Consider the following 18,937-nt stretch of genomic DNA (forward strand, 5'->3'; position numbering starts at 1 on the left):
TTGGTCGGGCATCCCGTAGATAGCCCGCGCGCGTTCACACCGCGCCGGCGGCGAAGGGAGACACGGCGAGATGGCCCCCCTGTACTGGGTGCTGGTAGTGGCGATCGTCGTGCTCGCCGTGTCGGTGATCGTCGGCATGACGCTGGGCGCCCGCGCGCTGCGCCAGATCCGCGCCGACCGGCAGGACGCCCACGATCGGCAGGAGCAGGAGGTCGGCGACGCGCAGGCGAAGGTCGCCGACGCGAACGCCAAGGCCGCCTCGGAACGTGCCGAGGCCGCCGCCGCGAAGGCCGAAGCCGCCGCCGCCCGTGCCGAGGCCCGCCGTGTGCTGGAGAACGCGCACAGCGAAGCCGACACCATCCTCGAGCACGCCCACCGGCAGGCCGAGACGGATGTCGAGCAGCTGCGCACCGCGGCCCGCAGGTCCGGGGAGCGGGAGATCGCGCTGCTCAACACCACGGCGAAGGAGCAGGCCGCCGAGGTGGAGCGCCGCGCCGCGCGGATCGACGAGCGGGAGCGGCTGCACTCCGAGGAGGTCGAGCGCCTGGTCGACCGGGAGCGCCGGCTGGTGGCGCTGGAGTCCGACCTCAACCGGCGGGAGTCCGCGCTGGGCCGCCGGGAGACCGAGGTGGCCGCCGCCGAGCAGGGCAAGCGCAAGGAACTGGAGCGGATCGCCGGGCTGACCGGGGAGTCCGCCCGTACCGAATTGATCGAATCGATCGAGGGGCAGGCGAAGCGGGAGGCCGCGATCCTGATCCGGGACATCGAGGCCGACGCGCGGAACACCGCCGACACCCGGGCCCGGCACATCGTGGTGGACGCGATCCAGCGGATCGCCAGCGAGCAGACCGCGGAGAGCGTGGTCAGCGTGCTGCACCTGCCGAGCGACGAGATGAAGGGCCGGATCATCGGCCGGGAGGGCCGCAACATCCGGGCCTTCGAGTCGACCACCGGGGTCAACCTGATCATCGACGACACCCCGGAGGCGGTGCTGCTCTCCTGCTTCGACCCGGTCCGCCGGGAGGTGGGCCGGTTGACCCTGGAGAAGCTGGTGCTGGACGGCCGGATCCACCCGCACCGGATCGAGGAGGTCTTCGACAGCGCCAAGAACGAGGTCGAGCGCCTCTGCGACCGGGCCGCCGAGGATGCGCTCGTCGACGTCGGGATCACCAGCATCCACCCGGAGATGGTGAAGTTGCTGGGCCGGCTCCGGTACCGCACGAGTTATGGCCAGAACGTGCTCAAGCACCTGGTGGAGACCGCGCACATCGCCGGGATCATGGCCGCTGAGCTGGGTCTGGACGTGCCGACCATGAAGCGGGCGGCGTTCCTGCACGACATCGGCAAGGCGCTGACCCACGAGGTGGAGGGCAGTCACGCGCTGATCGGCGCCGACCTGGCCCGCAAATACGGCGAGCACGAGGACATCGTCCACGCGATCGAGGCGCACCACAACGAGGTGCCGCCGCAGACCATCGAGGCCGTGCTGACCCAGGCCTCGGACGCCTGCTCCGGCGGTCGTCCGGGTGCCCGGCGGGAGAGCCTGGAGGCCTACGTCAAGCGCCTGGAGCGGATCGAGGAGATCGCCGGCGGCAAGCTCGGCGTCGAGAAGGTCTTCGCGATGCAGGCCGGCCGGGAGATCCGGGTGATGGTCCGCCCGGACGACGTCGACGACATCGGCGCCGCGGTGCTGGCCCGGGACGTGGCCAAGCAGATCGAGGAAGAGCTGACCTATCCGGGCCAGATCCGGGTCACCGTCGTCCGCGAGTCCCGCGTCACCGAGTTGGCAAGATAACCCCAGAACCCCCGATTTTGTACGACATGAGCCGCGGGAAAAGGCGCAACGCCGTGCGAAAGGCGCGACGCCGAGGGAAAGGGCGCAACGCCGTGCGAAAAGGCGCCACCCCACGCGGCAGAGCGTGACCACACGAAGCGGGCGGCCCTCCGCAGACCACCGGAGGACCGCCCGAAAGCGTGAATAAAGCGGTCAGATACCCGTGCCGCCCCCGGCACCCTCGGCCTGCGCGACGAGCGCGGCGACCGGAGGCTGCTGAGCGGGCGTCCCGGCGGTCTTGCGCCCCCGGGCCAGCCGCCGCTGCACGTACTGCGCGAGCTTCGACAGCGAGTAGTTCACCGCGATGAACAGCACCGCGATCACGACGTACACCTGGATCGGGTTGCTCAGGGCGCCGATGATCTGCTTGCCGATGTTTAGCGTCTCCTCGTAGCTGATGATGAAGCCGAGCGACGTGTCCTTGAGGACCACGACCAGCTGGCTGATCAGCGCCGGGAGCATGATCCGGTAGGCCTGCGGGAGCAGCACGATCATGGTGGTCTGCCGCGGGGAGAGGCCGATCGCGGCCGCCGCCTCGCGTTGCCCGGGCGGCAGGCCCTCCATGCCGGAGCGCAGGATCTCCCCGATGACCACCGAGTTGTAGACGGTCAGGCCGATCACCAGGTACCACAGCGTGTCCATGCTGACCCCGAACTCGGGGAGGCCGCGGGCCACGAAGAAGATGGTGAGCACGACCGGCAGCCCGCGGAACACCTCGACGCAGATCCGGGTGACCGTGGTGAGCGCGATGGTGAGCCCGCGCAGCAGGTAGGCCAGCGGCGTGGCGAGACCGACGAACCGGCGCCGGTTGAGTTCCTTGAGCTGGATCCGCAGCACCGCCAGCAGCGTGCCGACCACCAGCGACGTGATGATGGCCAGGACCGCGGCGGTCAGGGTGTTCTTGACGCCGGTGCCGATCCGGTCCCAGACCTGGGAGAAGTACTCGTTGGAGGGGTCGATCAGCGGACCCCAGAGCTCCATCGCGAACTGGCCCTTGTCGTCCAGCGGCACGTAGATGAAGTAGTACGCCCCGGCCAGCAGCCCGATCGCGATGACCACACTGGTGATCAGCGTGATCCGCTTCTGGCGCGGACCCGGAACGTCGTAGAGAACGCTCTGCTGGCTCATCGCGCGGCCACCGCCTGCCGCCGCTCGATCCGGTCGAGGAGTGTGCCGAGAGGCACGGTCATGATCAGGTATCCGATCGAGACGCCGATGGCGACGGGGACGAAGGCCAGGCCCTCGGCCGAGGTGAGCTGGTCGGCGGTCTGGGAGAGGTCACCGACCACGCCGAAGAAGCCGATCAGCGCCGAGTTCTTGATCATCGCGATGATCACCGAGCCGAGCGGCACCACTGACGCCTTCCAGGACTGCGGCAGTACGACGTACCGAAGGTTCTGGGTGAAGGTCATGCCCAGTGACCGCGCCGCCTCGGCTTGGCCCGCGGACACCGCGTTGACGCCGGAGCGCAGCGCCTCGCAGACGAACGCGGCGGTGTAGAGCACCAGCGCGATCAGCGCGAAGCGGAAGTACGGCAGGTCGGTGCCGAGCCGGGTGAAGAGCAGGTCGAGCAGCGGGATCCGCAGGAAGTCCGCGTTCGAGCCGAGCGCCGGCAGGGCGAACGCGGAGAAGAACATCACCAGGGTGAGTGGCATGTTGCGGAAGACGGTGACGTACGCGGTGCCGACCGCACGCAGGGGTGGCACCGGGGAGATCCGGAGTACCGCCACGACGGCGCCCAGGATGAGGGCACCGGTCGCGGCGAGCACGCAGATCTGGAGGGTGAGCCAGAAGCCGCCCGCGAAGACGTCGAACCTGTCGAAGATCACACTCACGGGCGGGGCTTCCTCCTCAGCTCCGGACTATCTACAGGGAGAACTCAGTAGCGGTTGACGGCCGGGGCGGTGCCCAGCTCGGCGCCGAACTTGCCGGCGGTGTCGTCCCAGGCCTTCTTCCAGGAGCCGTCCTTGAAGGAGGTCTCGAGGGTGTCGTTGATGAAGGTCCGGAAGTCCTTGTCGTCGATCTTCACGCCGATGCCGTACGGCTCCTTGGTGAAGTTGTCGCCGGCCAGCTTGTACTTGCCCTCGTTCTTGGAGATGTAGCCGAGCAGGATCACGTTGTCCGTGGTCACCGCGTTGACCTGACCGCCGTCGAGAGCCGTCACGCACTTGTCGTAGGTGTCGAACAGCACCAGCTGGCTGGCGACGTCCTTGACGTACGTCTTGATGTTCTCGGCCGGGGTCGAGCCGGTGACCGAGCAGACCTTCTTGGTCCCGTCCTTGAACGAGTCCGGCCCGGTGATCGTGGCGTCATCCGCCTTCACCAGGATGTTCTGACCGGCCTCGTAGTACGGCCCGGCGAACGCGATCCGCTTCTTGCGCTCGTCGTTGATCGTGTACGTGGCGACCACGAAGTCGACGTCGCCGTTGATGATTTTGTCCTCACGGACCTTCGACGGCGACTCGATGAACTCGATCTTGTCGGTCGAGATGCCGAGCTGCTTGACGATGATCTTGGCGATCTCGACATCGAAGCCCTCCGGCTTGCCGGACAGGCCCTTGAGGCCGAAGCCGGGCTGGTCGAACTTCGTGCCGACCTTGACGGAGCCCGCCTTGTTGAGGCGCTCCATCGTGCTGCCGGCCGCGAAGTTCTTGCTGGTGCCTGCGTCGGAGCCCCCGTCGGCGTCCTTGTCGCCGCACGCGGTCAGGCTGAAGGCCAGGGCGGTAACCGTGGCAATCGCCGCGAATCGCTGCAAACGCATGGTGTCATTTCTCCTTGTTCGATCGAACCCTGAATGGCTTGGGGGCCGGTCAGTGGGAAATCAGTGAGTCAAGATCTTGGAGAGGAAGTCCCGCGCCCGCTCGCTCGTCGGGTTCGCGAAGAACTCCTCCGGAGTGTTCTGCTCCACCAGCTGGCCGTCGGCCATGAAGACCACCCGGTTCGCCGCGTGCCGCGCGAAGCCCATCTCGTGGGTGACCACGACCATGGTCATGCCGTCCCGGGCCAGCGAGGTCATCACGTCCAGCACCTCACCGACCATCTCCGGGTCGAGCGCGCTGGTCGGCTCGTCGAAGAGCAGCGCCTTGGGCTGCATGGCGAGGGCCCGGGCGATCGCGACGCGCTGCTGCTGGCCGCCGGAGAGCTGGGCCGGGAACTTGTCCGCCTGGCTGGCGATGCCGACCCGGTCGAGCAGCGACATCGCGCGCTCCTTGACCGCGGCGGGCTTCTCCTTGCGGACCTTCAGCGGGCCGAGCATCACGTTCTGCAGGATGCTCTTGTGCGCGAACAGGTTGAACGACTGGAAGACCATGCCGACCTCGCTGCGCAGCTTCGCGAGGGCGCGGCCCTCGGCGGGCAGCGGCTGGCCGTCGAAAGTGATCGTGCCCGAGCTGATCGGCTCGAGCCGGTTGATCGCCCGGCACAGTGTTGACTTGCCCGACCCGGACGGTCCGATCACGACGACCACCTCGCCGCGTGCGACGGACAGGTTCACATCCTGCAGCACGTGCAGCGGGCCGAACCACTTGTTCACGTTCTCCAGAACGATGAGAGCCTCGTCTGCCACCCCGTGTCCATCCGCTCGTCGGGTCTTTCGATTGGGGACACCCTAGGGGGGTGTTCGTATCGGATGGTGACGAGAATGGTCACGGAGCGGTAACACAGCGGGTGCGGGGCGAAAAGGACGGACACCATGGTGGGTATGGCAGGGCTCTGGAACTGGTCCGCCGCCGGGCGAATCGAGCCCGAACGTGTGCAGAACGCCCTGGCCGGAGCGTTGGAACGGGCAGTGAGCGAGATCGGGGAGGGTCCACCTGACGCGCTGCTCTGCGACGTCTATCACGTTCATGGTGAGTTTCCGACACTGATCGACGTCTACCTGGCACCCGACGACCTGGCCGAGGAGACCATCGCGAGCGCCGTCGCGGTCCGGCTGGGTGCCGCGCTCCTGGTCCCCGACGACACGCTGAACCCTTTCCGGTACGTCTGTGCCACCCCGGACGGCGGCCTGAACCCGGTGCACGTCGACGAGCAGGAGACCGACGACGGTGTCGAACGCCGGCACCTGCGCCCGTGCACCGGCAGTGACCCGGCCTGCGCCGCGCACGCCGGTTGCCACGGCTCCCGCTGGAAACCGGCCGGGGCCCGGCCCGGAAATGCCGGGTGAAGCCGGAGCGGGCTTGGCAGTACCCTGGTCAATTGCCATGACTACCCAGACGCAGGGCACCGCCCGCACGTACGACGTGCGCACGTACGGCTGCCAGATGAACGTCCACGACAGCGAGCGCATCTCCGGCCTGATGGAGGACGCGGGGTATGTCCGGGCCGCGGACAAGGACGCGGCCGACGTGGTCGTCTTCAACACCTGCGCGGTCCGGGAGAACGCCGACAACCGGCTGTACGGCAACCTCGGCCACCTGCGCCCGGCCAAGATGAAGAATCCGGACATGCAGATCGCGGTCGGCGGCTGCCTGGCGCAGAAGGACAAGGGCGACATCGTCAAGAAGGCGCCCTGGGTCGACGTGGTCTTCGGCACCCACAACATCGGCTCGCTGCCGGCGATGCTGGAGCGCGCCCGGCACAACGAGGAGGCGCAGGTCGAGATCCTCGAGTCGCTCGAGGTCTTCCCGTCGACCCTGCCGACCAAGCGCGAGTCGACCTACGCCGGCTGGGTCTCGATCTCGGTGGGCTGCAACAACACCTGCACGTTCTGCATCGTCCCGGCGCTGCGTGGCAAGGAGAAGGACCGCCGCCCCGGCGACGTGCTGGCCGAGGTGCGCGCGCTGGTCGCCGAGGGCGTCTCCGAGGTGACCCTGCTCGGGCAGAACGTGAACTCCTACGGCGCCGAGTTCGGCGACCGGCTCGCGTTCGGCAAGCTGCTGCGCGCCTGCGGCGAGGTGGAGGGCCTGGAGCGGGTCCGGTTCACCAGCCCGCACCCGAAGGACTTCACCGACGACGTGATCGCCGCGATGGCCGAGACGCCGAACGTCTGCCACTCGCTGCACATGCCGCTGCAGTCCGGTTCCGACCGGGTGCTCAAGGCCATGCGCCGCAGCTACCGCCAGGAGAAATACCTGGGCATCATCGAGAAGGTCCGCGCCGCCATGCCGGACGCCGCGATCACCACCGACATCATCGTCGGCTTCCCGGGTGAGACCGAGGAGGACTTCGAGGAGACCCTCGAGGTGGTCCGCAAGGCCCGCTTCTCCACCGCCTTCACGTTCCAGTATTCGATCCGCCCCGGCACCCCGGCCGCGACCATGCCGGACCAGATCCCGAAGAAGGTGGTGCAGGCCCGCTACGAGCGCCTGCTCGCCACCCTCGAAGAGATCACCTGGGCTGAGAACAAGTTGCTGATCGGCGAGAAGGTCGAGGTCCTGGTCGCGGTCGGCGAGGGCCGCAAGGACGAGCGCACCGGGCGGATGAGCGGCCGCGCCCGCGACGGCCGGCTGGTCCACTTCGCTACCGGCGACCTCACCCCGCGCCCCGGCGACATCGTCGAGACCGTGATCACCTACGCCGCGCCGCACCACCTGAACGCGGACGGCACGCCGCTGAGCCACCGCCGCACCCGGGCCGGCGACGCGTTCGAGGCCGGCGTCACGCCGAAGCTCAAGGGCGTCTCGCTGGGTCTGCCGTCGATCGGCGTCCCGGCCGCGCTCCCGCCCGCCACCGAGGGCTGCGCCCTCTAGACCAGACCGATCATTTTCGGTACGGCGGGGAGCCGGCGACCGCGCGCACCTGATCGAGCAGCGCCACGGTCGCCGGCGGGTCGGGCGGCTCGCCGTAGACGGCCAGGTACACGCTGCGACCCGCGCCGGGCAGCGCGATGGTTCGTACCCCTGGATTGTGGTGTGCACAAAGCGCCAGCCCCGGCAGAACCGTGACCCCCAAGCCCGCCGCGACCAACGCCTGCACCGCGACGTAGTCGTCGGTGGTGAACCGGATGTCCGGCGCGAAGCCGGACGCCGCGCAGGCCCGCACCAGCGCGACCCGGCAGCGCTCACAGCCCGCGATCCACGGCCGGTCCCGGTGGTCGGCGAGCGTGTCACCGGCCCAGCCGGCCGGTGTGACCAGGTGCAACGGCTCGGCCAGCAGCAGCTCGTGGCGCAGCCCGTCGAGATCCGGCGCGCCCGCGTCCGGATAGCCGAACAGCAGCGCCACCTCCACCTCACCGGCGCGCAGCAACCGCACCGCGTCGGGCGGCTCGGCCTCGGTGAACCGCAGGTCCACCCCGGGGTGCGCGGCCGCGAACCCGGCCGCCGCGGCCGGTACGAACGTGCCCAGCGCGGACGGGAACGCGGCCAGCCGGACCCGCCCGGAACGCAGCCCGGTGAGCGCGGCCAGCTCGGTCTCGGCGGCGTCCAGCCGGCCCAGGATCTCCTCGGCGCGGTCGGCGAGCATCCGGCCGGCCTCGGTGAGCCGGATGCCGCGGCCGGCCCGCTGCACCAGCCGGCTGCCGGTCTCCGCCTCCAGCCGGGCCAGGTGGTGGCTGACCGACGGCTGGGCGTAGTGCAGGGCCTGGGCGGCGGCGGTCACCGAGCCGTGCCGGGCCACCGCGGCCAGTACCCGGAGCCGGGTCACGTCGAGCATGGCGGCAACGTATCAACCCGGTCTATCGGAGTCACCGGAATCCGGCATTGGACCGATGGGTGGGGCCGGGCCGACGATCGACGCATGGAACCGAGCTTCGCGGACGTCCGTGCCGCCGCCGACGTGGTCCGCCGTCACCTGCCGCCCACCCCGCTCTGGAGCTACCCGCTGCTGGACCGGGCGGCCGGAGCGTCGGTGCTGGTCAAGCACGAGAACACCCAGCCGATCGGCGCGTTCAAGGTGCGCGGCGGGCTGACCCTGCTGGACGCCATGCCGCCGGGCGAGCGGGCCCGCGGCACGGTCACCTGGTCGACCGGGAACCACGCGCAGTCGCTGGCGTACGCCAGTCACCGGTACGGCGCGCCGTGCACGGTCGTGATGCCGGCCGGCGCCGACCCGGGCCGGGCCGCCGCGGTCGAGGCGTGGGGCGCCCGGGCGGTGCTGGCCGGCGACACCCTGGAGGACGCGCAGCGGCACGCCGGGAAGCTGGCCGCGGAGTCCGGCGCGCGGCTGGTCAGCCCGGGCGACACGCCGGAGCTGCTGGCCGGGGTGGGCACGCTCTACCAGGAGATCCTGACGGAACGGCCCGGGCTGGACGCGATCGTCGTACCGGTGGGAAGTGGCACCGGCGCGGCCGCGGCCTGTCTGGTGGCCGCGGCCCTGGCCCCGGACTGTGCGGTGATCGGCGTCCAGTCGGCGGCCTCGCCGGCCGCGCACGACTCCTGGCGCTCCGGTGACCTGGTCTCCCGGCCGAACCGGACCACGGTGGCCGGGCTGGCCACCGGGCGGGGCTTCGCGCTGCCGCAGCGGGTGATGCGGGCCGGCCTGACCGACTTCCTGCTGGTCTCCGACGAGCGGATCGGTGTGGCCCGGCGGCTGCTGGCGCGCACCGCGCACACCCTCGCCGAGGGGGCCGGTGCGGCGGCGCTGGCCGGGGTGCTGAGCCGGCCCGACCTGTTCGCCGGACGATCGATCGCGGTCGTCTGCACCGGCGGCAACGCCGAGCCGTCCGAGTTGGCCACGCTCGGCGACCACATCGACGACGGTGCGTAGCCTCGGCTGCCGCCGCGTGGCAGACTGAGGGCCGCCGACGTCCACCGGAAGGGTGCCGATGGCCAACTTCCCTCGCGCGCCGTTGTCCTCCTGGGGTGAGCAGCGACAGCCCGCGGTGACGCTGACCCGGGTGGTGTTCGCCCTGATCGGCGCGGCCGCGCTGGTGCTCGGGTATGTCGGCCTCGATCGATACCTGACCGGTGGCGCGCCGGGCAGCCGCGATCCGCTGAACCTGGCCTACGGCACCCTGCAGCTCTTCGTGCTCGGCGCCGACCCGCTCGAGGGCGGCACCCACTTCCCGGTCGCGCTGCAGATCGCCCGGTTCGCCGCGCCGCTGGTCACCCTGTACGCCGTCGTCGAGGCGTGCCGGCTGCTGCTGGCCACCGAGATGCGCCGCTGGCGGGCCCGCCGCGCGCGCGATCACGTGGTGGTGTGCGGCGACACCTCCGTCGCGCGGACCCTCGCCGAGCGGCTGCACCTGGCCGGGCGCCGGGTGGTGCTGGTCCGGACCCGGCCGATCGGACCGCTCGAGCTGCGCGGGCGCGGGCTGCTCGGCGTGCAGGGCGACGCCCGGGAGCCGGACGTGCTGCGCGGCGCCGGCGCCGGGCAGGCCGCGGTGATCTACGCCTGCACCGAGTCGAGCGCGATCAACCTCGCGATCGCCGCCAGCGCCGCCCGCCTGGCCGGGCAGGGCCGCCGCGACCTGGCCATCTACGCGCAGATCCACGAACCGGACTGGGCGCTCACCCTGCAGGCCCGCCGGCTCGGGGTGCCCGACGCGGTCGCGCAGCGGCTGGACTTCTTCCAGATCGACCAGCTGGCCGTGCAGGTGCTGCTGGCCCAGCAGCCGCTGCCGGTGCGCCCGGACGGCGCGGTGCCGCGGGTGCTGATCGCCGGGGACTCGCCGCTGAGCCGGGCGCTGCTGATCGAGCTGGCCCGGCACTGGCGGCTGCGCCGGGACGAGCCGGACCGCCGGGTCGAGGTGGACTTCGTCGCACCGGACGCGACCCGGGTGCTGGAGCGGGTCGCCCGCCGCAACGCCATCCTCCGGGACGCCTGCCGGATCGTCCCGTGCGAGACCACCGTCGCCGAGCTGCTCGCCGACGACGACGGATCCCTCCGGTACGACCGCGCGTTCGTCTTCTTCACCGACGAGAAGTACGGCCTGCAGCTCGCCCTCACCGAGTACCGCCTCTGGCACCGGGTCACCGGTGACGTGGTGGTGGCCGTCGACGGGCTGGCCGAGCTGGCCGACGCGTTCAGCCCGAAGCACCCGCCGCCGCTGCTCGACCCGCTGAACGGCCGGCTGAAACTGTTCTCCCCGGCGGCCGCCGGCTGTGACCCCACGCTGATCGCCGAGGACCTCGCCGAGCGCCTGGCCCGCCTGATCCACGAGCGGTACGTGGCGGCCCGGCTGTCCCGCGGCGCCCGGCTGGGCTCGCAGCCGGCCCTGGCCGTCTGGTCCGACCTGGACGAGTCGCTGCGCCGCGCCAACCGCCTGCAGGCCGCGGACATCGGCCCCAAGCTGCACTGGGCGAACTGCGCGATCGTGCCCCGGGACGGCGGCGCGGACGACTTCCAGTTCACCGGCCACGAGGTCGAGGAGCTGGCGAAACGGGAGTCCCGGCGGTGGGTCGAGGCGACCCTCGCGGACGCCCGGGCGAGCGGCTCGCCACCGGCCCGGCGCTGGTTGCCCTATCTCACCGAATGGGACGATCTGCCACCCCGAGGTCAAGAACGCTGTAGACGAGCAATTCAGGACATTCCGGATATATTGGGCGAGGCAGGCTTCCAAGTAGTCCGTTTGTCGGACACTGGAGCAAACCGGGCCCTGTTCCCGGCATGATCGGGTATCGAGAGGCCGAACGCGGCAAGGGGGAACGATGATTCGCATCGGGGTGACGGGCCACATCGGGCTCGAACCGTCCGCCCGCCGGCTGATCCGCGGCGCGATCGTGAAGGAGCTACGCAAACACCGTCCGGTCCACGGCGTCACCTGCCTGGCCGACGGCGCCGACCGGATCTTCGCCGAAGCGGTCCGCGCCTGTCGCGGCACCTTCGAGGCGGTCCTGCCGGTCCCGGAGATAGGCGCCGCCCCGGAGGAGGACCGCGACCTGCGTGACCTGCTCCGGCACGCCACGGACGTCACCAAAATCACCGTGCCGGGCCTGCCCGAGCTGTCCTACGAGGCCGCCAGCCGCGAGGTGGTGGAACGCTGCGACCTGCTCCTGGCGGTCTGGGACGGCAGCCCCGAGGGCGCCCGGGGCGGCACGGCGGAAACGGTCGCCTTCGCCGTCTCCCGCGGCAAAACCGTCGAACGCATCTGGCCGGAAGGCGCCCGCCGCCTGCAGATCTCCCCGTTCCCCGTCCCGGTGGGCTGATCAGCGGCTCTGACCTGGCCCGGAAACGCCGCAAGGCGGCGGCCCGGTTGGCCACCGCCTTGCGGAGAAGCGAACTCTCAGTTGGCCTGTTCGGCCAGGGCCAGGAACTGCTTCTTGGAGGCGAGCGCCTGCTCGGCCTCCTTGATCCGCCGGTTGTCACCGGCGGCCTTGGCGCGCTCCAGCCGCTGCTCGGCCTCGGCGACCTGGTCGCGCATCTGGCGCAGCAGCGGGTTGTCCTGCGGGCTGGTCTTGCGCCACGCCGAGTCCATCGCGACCCGGATCCGCTCCTCGGCGGCCCGCCAGCGGCGGTCCAGACCGGCGGCGGCCTCGCGCGGCACCCGGCCGGCGTCGTGCCAGGCGGCCTGGGCGTCGCGCAGCTTGTTCTGCGCGCCACGCGGGTCGGCGTCGACGTCGATGGCCTCGAGGTCGGTCAGGATGGCCTGCTTGCGGTCCAGGTTGCCCTGGAACTCCGCGTCGCGGGCCGAGAAGACCTCACTGCGGCGGGTGAAGAACGCGTCCTGCGCGGCCCGGAAGCGTTCCCAGAGGCGCTGCTCGGCCTCCTTGGCGGCGCGGGGTGCGGCCTTCCACTCGGTCATCAGGTCCTTGAGCCGGTTGGCCGTGCTGGACCACTCGTCCGAGCCGGACAGCGTCTCGGCTTCCTTGACCAGGTCTTCCTTGGCGGTCTGGGCCTGCTTGCGCTGCCCGTCCAGGGTGGCGAAGTGCGCGCCCCTGCGGCGGGTGAAGCCGTCGCGGGCGGCGGCGAACCGCTTCCACAGCTCACCGTCGGTCTTCTTGTCGACGCCGCGGATGGTCTTCCACTCGTCGAGGATCTCCTTGAGCCGGTCGCCGGCCGTCTTCCAGCCGGTGGCGTCGGCGGCGAGCTTCTCCGCCTCCTCGACCAGCGCGGTCTTGCGCGCGAGGGCCTCGGTACGGGCCACCTCGCGGGCGGCCTTGGCCTCGCCCGCCTTCTCCTCCGCCAGGGCGGCCAGCTTGTCCAGCCGGGTCGAGAGACCGTCGATGTCGCCGACCACGTGCGCCTCGTCCAGCGTGGCGCGCAGTCGCTTCACGCTGGTCTGTGAGTGGGTCGCATCCGCCGCGCCGGACTTGAGACGAGCCTCGACGAGCTCGACCTCGGTCAGCAGGTCCTCGAATCGCCGGGCGAAGTGGGCCAAGCCCTCCTCCGGGGTCCCGGCCTGCCAGGAGCCGACCACCCGGTCGCCCTCGGCGGTCTTCACGTACACGGTGCCGTCGGCATCCACGCGCCCGAAGGCCGTCCAGTCGTTCATGAGCTCATCCTCGTTCTCCCGGCGCCGAAGGGCCAGTACAGACCCGCGGCCACCGCCACAGCGCAGTGGAATGCCAACCTTCTCAGTGGCATTCTTTCTCGCGCATTGTCACAGGTCCAACCCGGTTAGGGGAAAGCTCCCGCCGACGACCGTGACACAACCTTGTCCTACGGTTGGTCCGTGCCGTTGCGTCCGGGTTCTCGAGTGGTCACCGTCGTCGGGCCGACAGCGGCGGGAAAGTCCGCGCTGAGCATCGCACTCGCCCAGGAGTGGGGCGGTGAGGTGGTCAACGCCGACTCGATGCAGCTGTACCGCGGGATGGACGTCGGCACGGCGAAACTGACCCCGGCCGAGCGCGCCGGTGTCCCGCACCATCTGCTCGACATCTGGGACGTCACGGTCACCGCGGCGGTCGCCGAATACCAGGCGCTGGCCCGGGCCGCGATCGACGACATCTTCGCCCGGGGCCGGGTGCCGCTGCTGGTCGGCGGCTCCGGGCTGTACCTGCGGGCGGTGCTGGAGGAGTTCGAGTTCCCCGGCACCGACCCGGTGATCCGGGCCCGGCTGGAGGCGGAGCTGGCCGAGACCGGTCCGGCGCCGCTCTTCGCCCGGCTGCGGGAGCGCGACCCGGTCGCCGCGGAGAAGATCCTGCCGTCGAACGGCCGCCGGATCGTCCGCGCCCTCGAGGTGATCGAGCTGACCGGGCTGCCGTTCACCGCGGCGCTGCCGGATCCGAAGCCGTACTACGACGCGGTGCAGATCGGGGTCGAGCGCGACGTGGCCGAGCTGGACGAGCGGATCGCGCAGCGGGTCGACCTGATGTGGGCGGGCGGGCTGCTGGACGAGGTGCGCGCGCTGGACGCGGCCGGCATCCGGGACGGCCGGACCGCCTCCCGGGCGCTCGGCTACCAGCAGGCGCTGGCCGAGCTCGACGGCACGATGACCGAGGCCGTGGCGAAGGACGACACGGTCCGCGGCACCCGCCGGTTCGTCCGCCGGCAGCGTTCCTGGTTCCGCCGGGACCCGTCGATCACCTGGCTGGACGGCGCGGCGCCGACACTCCTGGCCGATGCCCTGGCGATTGCGGGATGATGGTCGGCGTGTTTTTCACCAAGGGTCACGGCACCTCCAACGACTTCGTCATCCTTCCCGACCCCGACGGCGAGCTGGACCTGACGCCGGCGCTGGTCGCCGCGCTCTGCGACCGGCGGCGCGGGATCGGCGGCGACGGCGTGCTGCGGGTGGTCCGCTCCGCGAAGCACCCGGCGGGCGCCGGGCACGCCGCCGAGGCCGAGTGGTTCATGGACTACTGGAACAGCGACGGCTCGATCGCCGAGATGTGCGGCAACGGGGTCCGGGTCTTCGCCCGGTATCTGATCGCCAACGACCTGGCCACGCCAGGCCCGGCGGGCCTGCCGGTGGCGACCCGGGCCGGCGTCATGACCGCCGTGGTCGAGGGGGAGACGATCAGGGTACGGATGAGCACCCCCAGGACGTACGCCGGAAGCACCGCCACGATCGGCGCCCTGACCATCCCGGGTCTCGCCGTCGACTGCGGCAACCCGCACCTGGTCTGCGGCCTGCACGACGGGGTGCAGCTGGCCGGGCTCGACCTGACCACCGCCCCGCTGGTCGACAAGGCGCTGTTCAGCTCCGGGGTGAACGTCGAGTTCGTCGAGGCCGCCGAGGACCTGCCCGGGGTGGACAAGCACGTCCGGATGCGGGTGCACGAGCGCGGCTCCGGCGAGACGATGTCCTGCGGCACCGGCGCGCTGGCGGTCGGCGCGGTGGCACTGCGCGAGGCGGGCCTGACCAGCGGCTCGGTCGCGGTGGACGTGCTCGGCGGCCGGCTGGTGATCACCTGTGACGAGTCCGGCGCCTGGTGGCTGGCCGGTCCCGCGGTGCTCGTCGCCTCGGGGGAGACCGACCTGGTGGCGCTGAGCTGATGCTGCATCGAGTCGCCCACCGCGGGTATTCCGCGGTCGCACCGGAGAACACCCTGCCCGCGCTGGCCGCCGCGGCCCGGGCCGGCGCCACGTTCGTCGAGTTCGACGTCCGGGTCACCGCCGACGGCGTGCCCGTGGTGATCCACGACCGGACGGTGAACCGGACCACGTCCGGCACCGGCCGGGTCTGGGACCTGCGCGCCGACGAGATCGCCGAGCTGGACGCCGGCTCCTGGTTCGGTCCCGGGCACGTGGGTCTGCGGGTGCCGACGCTGACCGAGGCGCTGGAGGTGCTCCGCCCGACGAGCGCCGAGCTGCTGCTGGAGATCAAGCCGCCGGCCACCCTCGACGAGGTGAAGACGGTGCTGGCCGCGCTCGCCGAGTACGACCTGCTGGACCGCACCGTGGTGCAGAGCTTCGACGCGGACGTGGTGCGCAAGGCCCGTCAGGTGGCCCCCGAGGTGCGCCGTGCCCTGCTGCTGTTCCGCTTCGACGCGGAGACCGTGGAGCTGTGCCGCGAGTTCGGGCTGACGTACTGCAACCCGTCGGTGGCGGACGTGCTGGGCGCGGGCGGTGCCGCGACGGTGGCCGCGCTGGCCGAGGTCGGCGTCGGCGTGATGCCGTGGACGGCCAACGACATGACCCGCTGGCCGGCGCTTGCCGACGCCGGGGTGGCCGGGCTGATCACCGACTACGTGGGCGAGCTGAACGGGTGGGCCTCCGGGGCACGGGGCTGAGTCCGTACCCCGGAAGCCGTTGATCTTTAGAAGGTCGTCTCGGGCGCCTTGTCGAGGTCGGACTCCGGTGCGGCCGCGGGGTTGGACGGGGCCGGACCGCCGCGGACGACCGCCCGGATCGCGGCCGCGACCGCGGGAGTGACCCGCGGGTCGAACACGCTCGGGACGATCACCGTGGGGTTGAGCTTGTCCTCGCCGACCACGTCGGCGATCGCCCGGGCCGCGGCGAGGGCCATCTCCTCGGTGAACTCCTCGGCGGCGGCGTCCAGCATGCCGCGGAACACGCCCGGGAAGGCCAGCACGTTGTTGATCTGGTTGGGCTGGTCGGACCGGCCGGTGGCGACGATCGCGGCGTGCTTGCGGGCCTCCCGCGGGTCGACCTCCGGGTCCGGGTTGGCCATCGCGAACACGATCGACTTGCCGGCCATCTTGGCGATGTCGTCGCCGGTCAGCAGGTTCGGCGCGGAGACGCCGATGAAGACGTCCGCGCCGACGATCGCGCCGGGCAGGTCACCCGAGTAGTTCGCCTCGTTGGTGTTGTCGGCCAGCCACTGCATCGACTCGTTCAGGCCGGCCATCCCGCGGTGCAGGGCGCCGTTCCGGTCGTAGGCGATGATGTCGCCGACGCCCTGGCGCATCAGCAGCTTCATGATCGCGGTACCGGCCGCGCCGGCGCCGGAGACCACCACACGGACGTCCTCCATCCGCTTGCCGACCACCCGCAGCGCGTTGGTGAGCGCGGCGAGCACGCAGATCGCGGTGCCGTGCTGGTCGTCGTGGAAGACCGGGATGTCCAGCTCCTCGCGCAGCCGGGCCTCGATCTCGAAGCATCGCGGCGCCGCGATGTCCTCCAGGTTGATGCCGCCGTACGCCGGGGCGATCGCCTTGACGATCCGGACGATCTCGTCGGTGTCCTGGGTGTCCAGGACCACCGGCCAGGCGTCGACCCCGCCGAACCGCTTGAACAGCGCGGCCTTGCCCTCCATCACCGGCATGGCGGCGGCCGGGCCGATGTTGCCCAGGCCGAGCACCGCGGAGCCGTCGCTGACCACGGCCACGGTGTTGCGCTTGATGGTGAGCCGGCGGGCGTCCGCCGGGTTCTCCGCGATCGCCATGCAGACCCGGGCCACACCCGGGGTGTACGCCCGGGACAGCTCGTCCCGGTTGCGCAGCGCGACCTTCGAGTTGACTTCGATCTTGCCGCCCAGGTGCAGCAGGAAGGTCCGGTCGGAGACCTTCCGGACGTCAACGCCGTCCTGGTCCTCGAGCTGCTTGACGACCTGGTCGGCGTGCCCGGAATCGGCGGTGTCGCAGGTCAGGTCGACCAGGACCCGGGTGGGGTCGGAGTCCACCACGTCCAGCGCCGTCACGATCGCGCCGGCCTCGCCGACACAGGTGGTGAGCCGGCCGATGGACGAGGCGTCCGCGGTTACGGCAATACGGATCGTGATCGAGAATCCTGCGCTCGGCAGGCGGGTGGTCACCACGGTTGTCCCTCCGACGTTGGTGGGGTGAGCAAAGGAATTGTCGCTCGCGTGGAATGTTCGATTCGTTTGCGGTGGTTACTCATGAGTCAGCCCCGGTTATGTGGATGCGCTCGCCTCCGTGACGTGCCACGATCGGGCGGAGGAGGCACTTTTGCGAAACACGTACCAGGCACCCGTCCTTGACGAGCCGGACCTGACGAGCGGCGACCTCGAGCTTGCGGAGCGGCACTCGCTCCGGCGGGTGGCGGGTCTCTCCACCGAGCTGACCGATGTCACCGAGGTCGAGTACCGCCAGCTGCGACTCGAACGCGTCGTGCTGGTCGGCGTCTGGACCGGAGGCAGCGTCGAGGACGCGGACAACTCGCTCGCCGAGCTGGCCGCCCTCGCCGAGACCGCCGGATCCCAGGTCCTCGAGGGCCTCATCCAGCGGCGCAGTCAGCCCGACGCGGCCACCTTCATCGGCCGCGGCAAGGTCGACGAGCTCCGCGACGTGGTCGTCGCCACCGGCGCCGACACGGTCATCTGCGACGGCGAGCTGTCGCCGTCCCAGCTGCGCAAGCTCGAGCAGCAGATCAAGGTCAAGGTGGTCGACCGGACCGCGCTGATCCTCGACATCTTCGCCCAGCACGCGAAGAGCAAAGAGGGCAAGGCGCAGGTCGAGCTGGCCCAGCTGCAGTACCTCCTGCCGCGACTGCGCGGCTGGGGTGACTCGCTCTCCCGCCAGGGTGGCGGCTCCGGTGGTTCCGGTGGCGGCGTGGGCACGCGTGGTCCCGGTGAGACCAAGCTGGAGACCGACCGCCGGCGGATCAACACCCGCATCTCGCGGCTCCGTCGTGAGATCAAGGCCATGCGGACCATGCGCGACACCAAGCGGTCCCGCCGTTCGGCGAGCGGGGTGCCGGGCGTGGCCATCGCCGGTTACACCAACGCCGGCAAGTCCAGCCTGCTGAACCGGCTGACCCAGGCCGGCGTGCTGGTCGAGGACGCGCTCTTCGCCACGCTCGACCCGACCACCCGGCGGGCCGCCGCGGAGGACGGGCGGGTCTACACGCTCTCCGACACGGTCGGGTTCGTCCGGCACCTGCCGCACCACATCGTCGAGGCGTTCCGCTCGACGCTGGAGGAGGTGGCGATGGCCGACCTGGTGGTGCACGTCGTCGACGGCGCCCACCCGGACCCGGAGGGTCAGGTCAGCGCGGTCCGCGAGGTGCTCGGCGAGGTCGGTGCCGACAAGATCTCCGAGCTGCTGGTGATCAACAAGATGGACGCCGCCGACGAGGAGACCGTGCTGCGGCTCAAGCGGGCCTGGCCGGACGCGGTGTTCGTCTCGGCGCGCAGCGGCGCGGGCATCCCGGAGCTGCAGGCGGCCATCGCCGAGCGGCTCCCGCGGCCGGCGGTGGATCTGCGGATCCTGCTGCCCTACGACCGGGGTGATCTGGTCGCCCGGGTGCACCGGACCGGGCAGGTGCTGCAGTCGCGGCACCTGGACGACGGCACCGAGCTGCAGGTCCGGGTGGACGAGCGACTGGCAGCGGAGCTGGAATCATACCGTTGCTGACAGTGATCGGTGCGACGTGCGAAAACAGACACCTGGTGACCTTTGACCAGGCTTGATCCACGCG

At 71.0% G+C, this 18,937-nt stretch carries 17 protein-coding genes; 10 read left to right on the plus strand and 7 right to left on the minus strand.

The window, feature by feature from the left end; all coding sequences use genetic code 11:
• Positions 1-70 precede the first annotated feature (70 nt).
• Entirely contained in the window at positions 71-1,795 is a 1,725-nt protein-coding gene (gene rny, locus ADL15_RS13655) for a ribonuclease Y (protein WP_067689340.1), read from the plus strand.
• A gap of 192 nt (positions 1,796-1,987) precedes the next feature.
• On the opposite strand, the gene ADL15_RS13660 is transcribed toward rny, so the two are convergent.
• The 4 genes from ADL15_RS13660 to ADL15_RS13675 are packed head-to-tail and all read right to left on the minus strand — an operon-like array spanning position 1,988 to position 5,399.
• On the minus strand, positions 1,988-2,962 hold the full coding sequence (locus ADL15_RS13660) for an amino acid ABC transporter permease (protein ID WP_067689344.1): 975 nt from the start codon (positions 2,960-2,962) through the stop codon (positions 1,988-1,990).
• Complete coding sequence (locus ADL15_RS13665; RefSeq protein ID WP_067689346.1) at positions 2,959-3,669, minus strand: amino acid ABC transporter permease; 711 nt, start codon at positions 3,667-3,669, stop codon at positions 2,959-2,961. Before ADL15_RS13665 ends, ADL15_RS13660 begins: the two co-directional genes overlap by 4 nt.
• Positions 3,670-3,713: 44 nt before the next feature.
• Positions 3,714-4,595: a glutamate ABC transporter substrate-binding protein gene (locus ADL15_RS13670; protein ID WP_067689349.1), complete on the minus strand. Its 882-nt coding sequence runs from the start codon at positions 4,593-4,595 to the stop codon at positions 3,714-3,716.
• 60 nt (positions 4,596-4,655) lie between these two features.
• On the minus strand, positions 4,656-5,399 hold the full coding sequence (locus ADL15_RS13675; RefSeq protein WP_067689352.1) for an amino acid ABC transporter ATP-binding protein: 744 nt from the start codon (positions 5,397-5,399) through the stop codon (positions 4,656-4,658).
• A gap of 135 nt (positions 5,400-5,534) precedes the next feature.
• Between ADL15_RS13675 and ADL15_RS13680 the strand changes: the two genes are divergently transcribed.
• Positions 5,535-5,999: a hypothetical protein gene (locus tag ADL15_RS13680; protein WP_067689354.1), complete on the plus strand. Its 465-nt coding sequence runs from the start codon at positions 5,535-5,537 to the stop codon at positions 5,997-5,999.
• Positions 6,000-6,036: 37 nt separating this feature from the next.
• Positions 6,037-7,524: a tRNA (N6-isopentenyl adenosine(37)-C2)-methylthiotransferase MiaB gene (gene miaB, locus ADL15_RS13685; RefSeq protein WP_067689357.1), complete on the plus strand. Its 1,488-nt coding sequence runs from the start codon at positions 6,037-6,039 to the stop codon at positions 7,522-7,524.
• Between the two features lie 10 nt (positions 7,525-7,534).
• Here miaB and ADL15_RS13690 read toward each other — a convergent pair whose 3' ends face one another.
• On the minus strand, positions 7,535-8,425 hold the full coding sequence (locus ADL15_RS13690; RefSeq protein ID WP_067689360.1) for a LysR family transcriptional regulator: 891 nt from the start codon (positions 8,423-8,425) through the stop codon (positions 7,535-7,537).
• 84 nt (positions 8,426-8,509) lie between these two features.
• Here ADL15_RS13690 and ADL15_RS13695 point away from each other — a divergent pair, with 84 nt between their 5' ends.
• From ADL15_RS13695 to ADL15_RS13705, 3 genes are read left to right on the plus strand one after another with little or no spacing between them, the layout of a single operon-like run.
• Positions 8,510-9,478 carry a threonine ammonia-lyase gene (locus ADL15_RS13695; RefSeq protein ID WP_067689363.1) on the plus strand — a complete coding sequence of 323 codons (969 nt, stop codon included), beginning with the start codon at positions 8,510-8,512 and terminating at the stop codon, positions 9,476-9,478.
• 58 nt (positions 9,479-9,536) lie between these two features.
• Positions 9,537-11,324: an NAD-binding protein gene (locus ADL15_RS13700; RefSeq protein WP_083971218.1), complete on the plus strand. Its 1,788-nt coding sequence runs from the start codon at positions 9,537-9,539 to the stop codon at positions 11,322-11,324.
• A gap of 37 nt (positions 11,325-11,361) precedes the next feature.
• The gene (locus ADL15_RS13705) at positions 11,362-11,859 is read left to right on the plus strand and encodes a hypothetical protein (protein ID WP_067689369.1); all 498 of its coding nucleotides are present in this window, start codon (positions 11,362-11,364) and stop codon (positions 11,857-11,859) included.
• A 77-nt stretch (positions 11,860-11,936) separates the two neighbouring features.
• Here the strand turns inward: ADL15_RS13705 and ADL15_RS13710 are convergent, their stop codons facing one another.
• Positions 11,937-13,145 (minus strand): DUF349 domain-containing protein, encoded by a 1,209-nt coding sequence (locus ADL15_RS13710; protein ID WP_067689372.1) that lies wholly within the window; start codon positions 13,143-13,145, stop codon positions 11,937-11,939.
• 186 nt (positions 13,146-13,331) lie between these two features.
• On the opposite strand from ADL15_RS13710, the gene miaA reads away from it, so the two are divergent.
• From miaA to ADL15_RS13725, 3 genes are read left to right on the plus strand one after another with little or no spacing between them, the layout of a single operon-like run.
• Entirely contained in the window at positions 13,332-14,237 is a 906-nt protein-coding gene (gene miaA, locus ADL15_RS13715) for a tRNA (adenosine(37)-N6)-dimethylallyltransferase MiaA (protein WP_232344087.1), read from the plus strand.
• 8 nt (positions 14,238-14,245) lie between these two features.
• Positions 14,246-15,091 carry a diaminopimelate epimerase gene (dapF, locus tag ADL15_RS13720; RefSeq protein ID WP_067689775.1) on the plus strand — a complete coding sequence of 282 codons (846 nt, stop codon included), beginning with the start codon at positions 14,246-14,248 and terminating at the stop codon, positions 15,089-15,091.
• Positions 15,091-15,828 (plus strand): glycerophosphodiester phosphodiesterase, encoded by a 738-nt coding sequence (locus ADL15_RS13725; protein ID WP_067689378.1) that lies wholly within the window; start codon positions 15,091-15,093, stop codon positions 15,826-15,828. Before dapF ends, ADL15_RS13725 begins: the two co-directional genes overlap by 1 nt.
• A 26-nt stretch (positions 15,829-15,854) precedes the next feature.
• Here ADL15_RS13725 and ADL15_RS13730 read toward each other — a convergent pair whose 3' ends face one another.
• Entirely contained in the window at positions 15,855-17,315 is a 1,461-nt protein-coding gene (locus tag ADL15_RS13730) for an NAD-dependent malic enzyme (RefSeq protein ID WP_067689381.1), read from the minus strand.
• A 151-nt stretch (positions 17,316-17,466) separates the two neighbouring features.
• Here ADL15_RS13730 and hflX point away from each other — a divergent pair, with 151 nt between their 5' ends.
• Positions 17,467-18,873, plus strand: a complete 1,407-nt coding sequence (gene hflX / locus ADL15_RS13735) for a GTPase HflX (RefSeq protein WP_067689384.1) — start codon at positions 17,467-17,469, stop codon at positions 18,871-18,873.
• The last annotated feature ends 64 nt before the right edge of the window (positions 18,874-18,937 follow it).

Source organism: Actinoplanes awajinensis subsp. mycoplanecinus, from assembly GCF_001509495.1.
Taxonomy (GTDB): domain Bacteria; phylum Actinomycetota; class Actinomycetes; order Mycobacteriales; family Micromonosporaceae; genus Actinoplanes; species Actinoplanes palleronii.

Excerpts from the sequence above, each read along its gene's own strand:
- miaB (WP_067689357.1), top strand. The coding sequence starts at position 6,037 with ATGACTACCCAGACGCAGGGCACCGCCCGCACGTACGACGTGCGCACG.
- ADL15_RS13680 (WP_067689354.1), top strand. The coding sequence starts at position 5,535 with ATGGCAGGGCTCTGGAACTGGTCCGCCGCCGGGCGAATCGAGCCCGAA.
- rny (WP_067689340.1), top strand. The coding sequence starts at position 71 with ATGGCCCCCCTGTACTGGGTGCTGGTAGTGGCGATCGTCGTGCTCGCC.
- ADL15_RS13725 (WP_067689378.1), top strand. The coding sequence starts at position 15,091 with ATGCTGCATCGAGTCGCCCACCGCGGGTATTCCGCGGTCGCACCGGAG.
- ADL15_RS13695 (WP_067689363.1), top strand. The coding sequence starts at position 8,510 with ATGGAACCGAGCTTCGCGGACGTCCGTGCCGCCGCCGACGTGGTCCGC.
- ADL15_RS13705 (WP_067689369.1), top strand. The coding sequence starts at position 11,362 with ATGATTCGCATCGGGGTGACGGGCCACATCGGGCTCGAACCGTCCGCC.
- ADL15_RS13670 (WP_067689349.1), bottom strand. The coding sequence starts at position 4,595 with ATGCGTTTGCAGCGATTCGCGGCGATTGCCACGGTTACCGCCCTGGCC.
- ADL15_RS13700 (WP_083971218.1), top strand. The coding sequence starts at position 9,537 with ATGGCCAACTTCCCTCGCGCGCCGTTGTCCTCCTGGGGTGAGCAGCGA.
- ADL15_RS13710 (WP_067689372.1), bottom strand. The coding sequence starts at position 13,145 with ATGAACGACTGGACGGCCTTCGGGCGCGTGGATGCCGACGGCACCGTG.
- ADL15_RS13660 (WP_067689344.1), bottom strand. The coding sequence starts at position 2,962 with ATGAGCCAGCAGAGCGTTCTCTACGACGTTCCGGGTCCGCGCCAGAAG.
- ADL15_RS13690 (WP_067689360.1), bottom strand. The coding sequence starts at position 8,425 with ATGCTCGACGTGACCCGGCTCCGGGTACTGGCCGCGGTGGCCCGGCAC.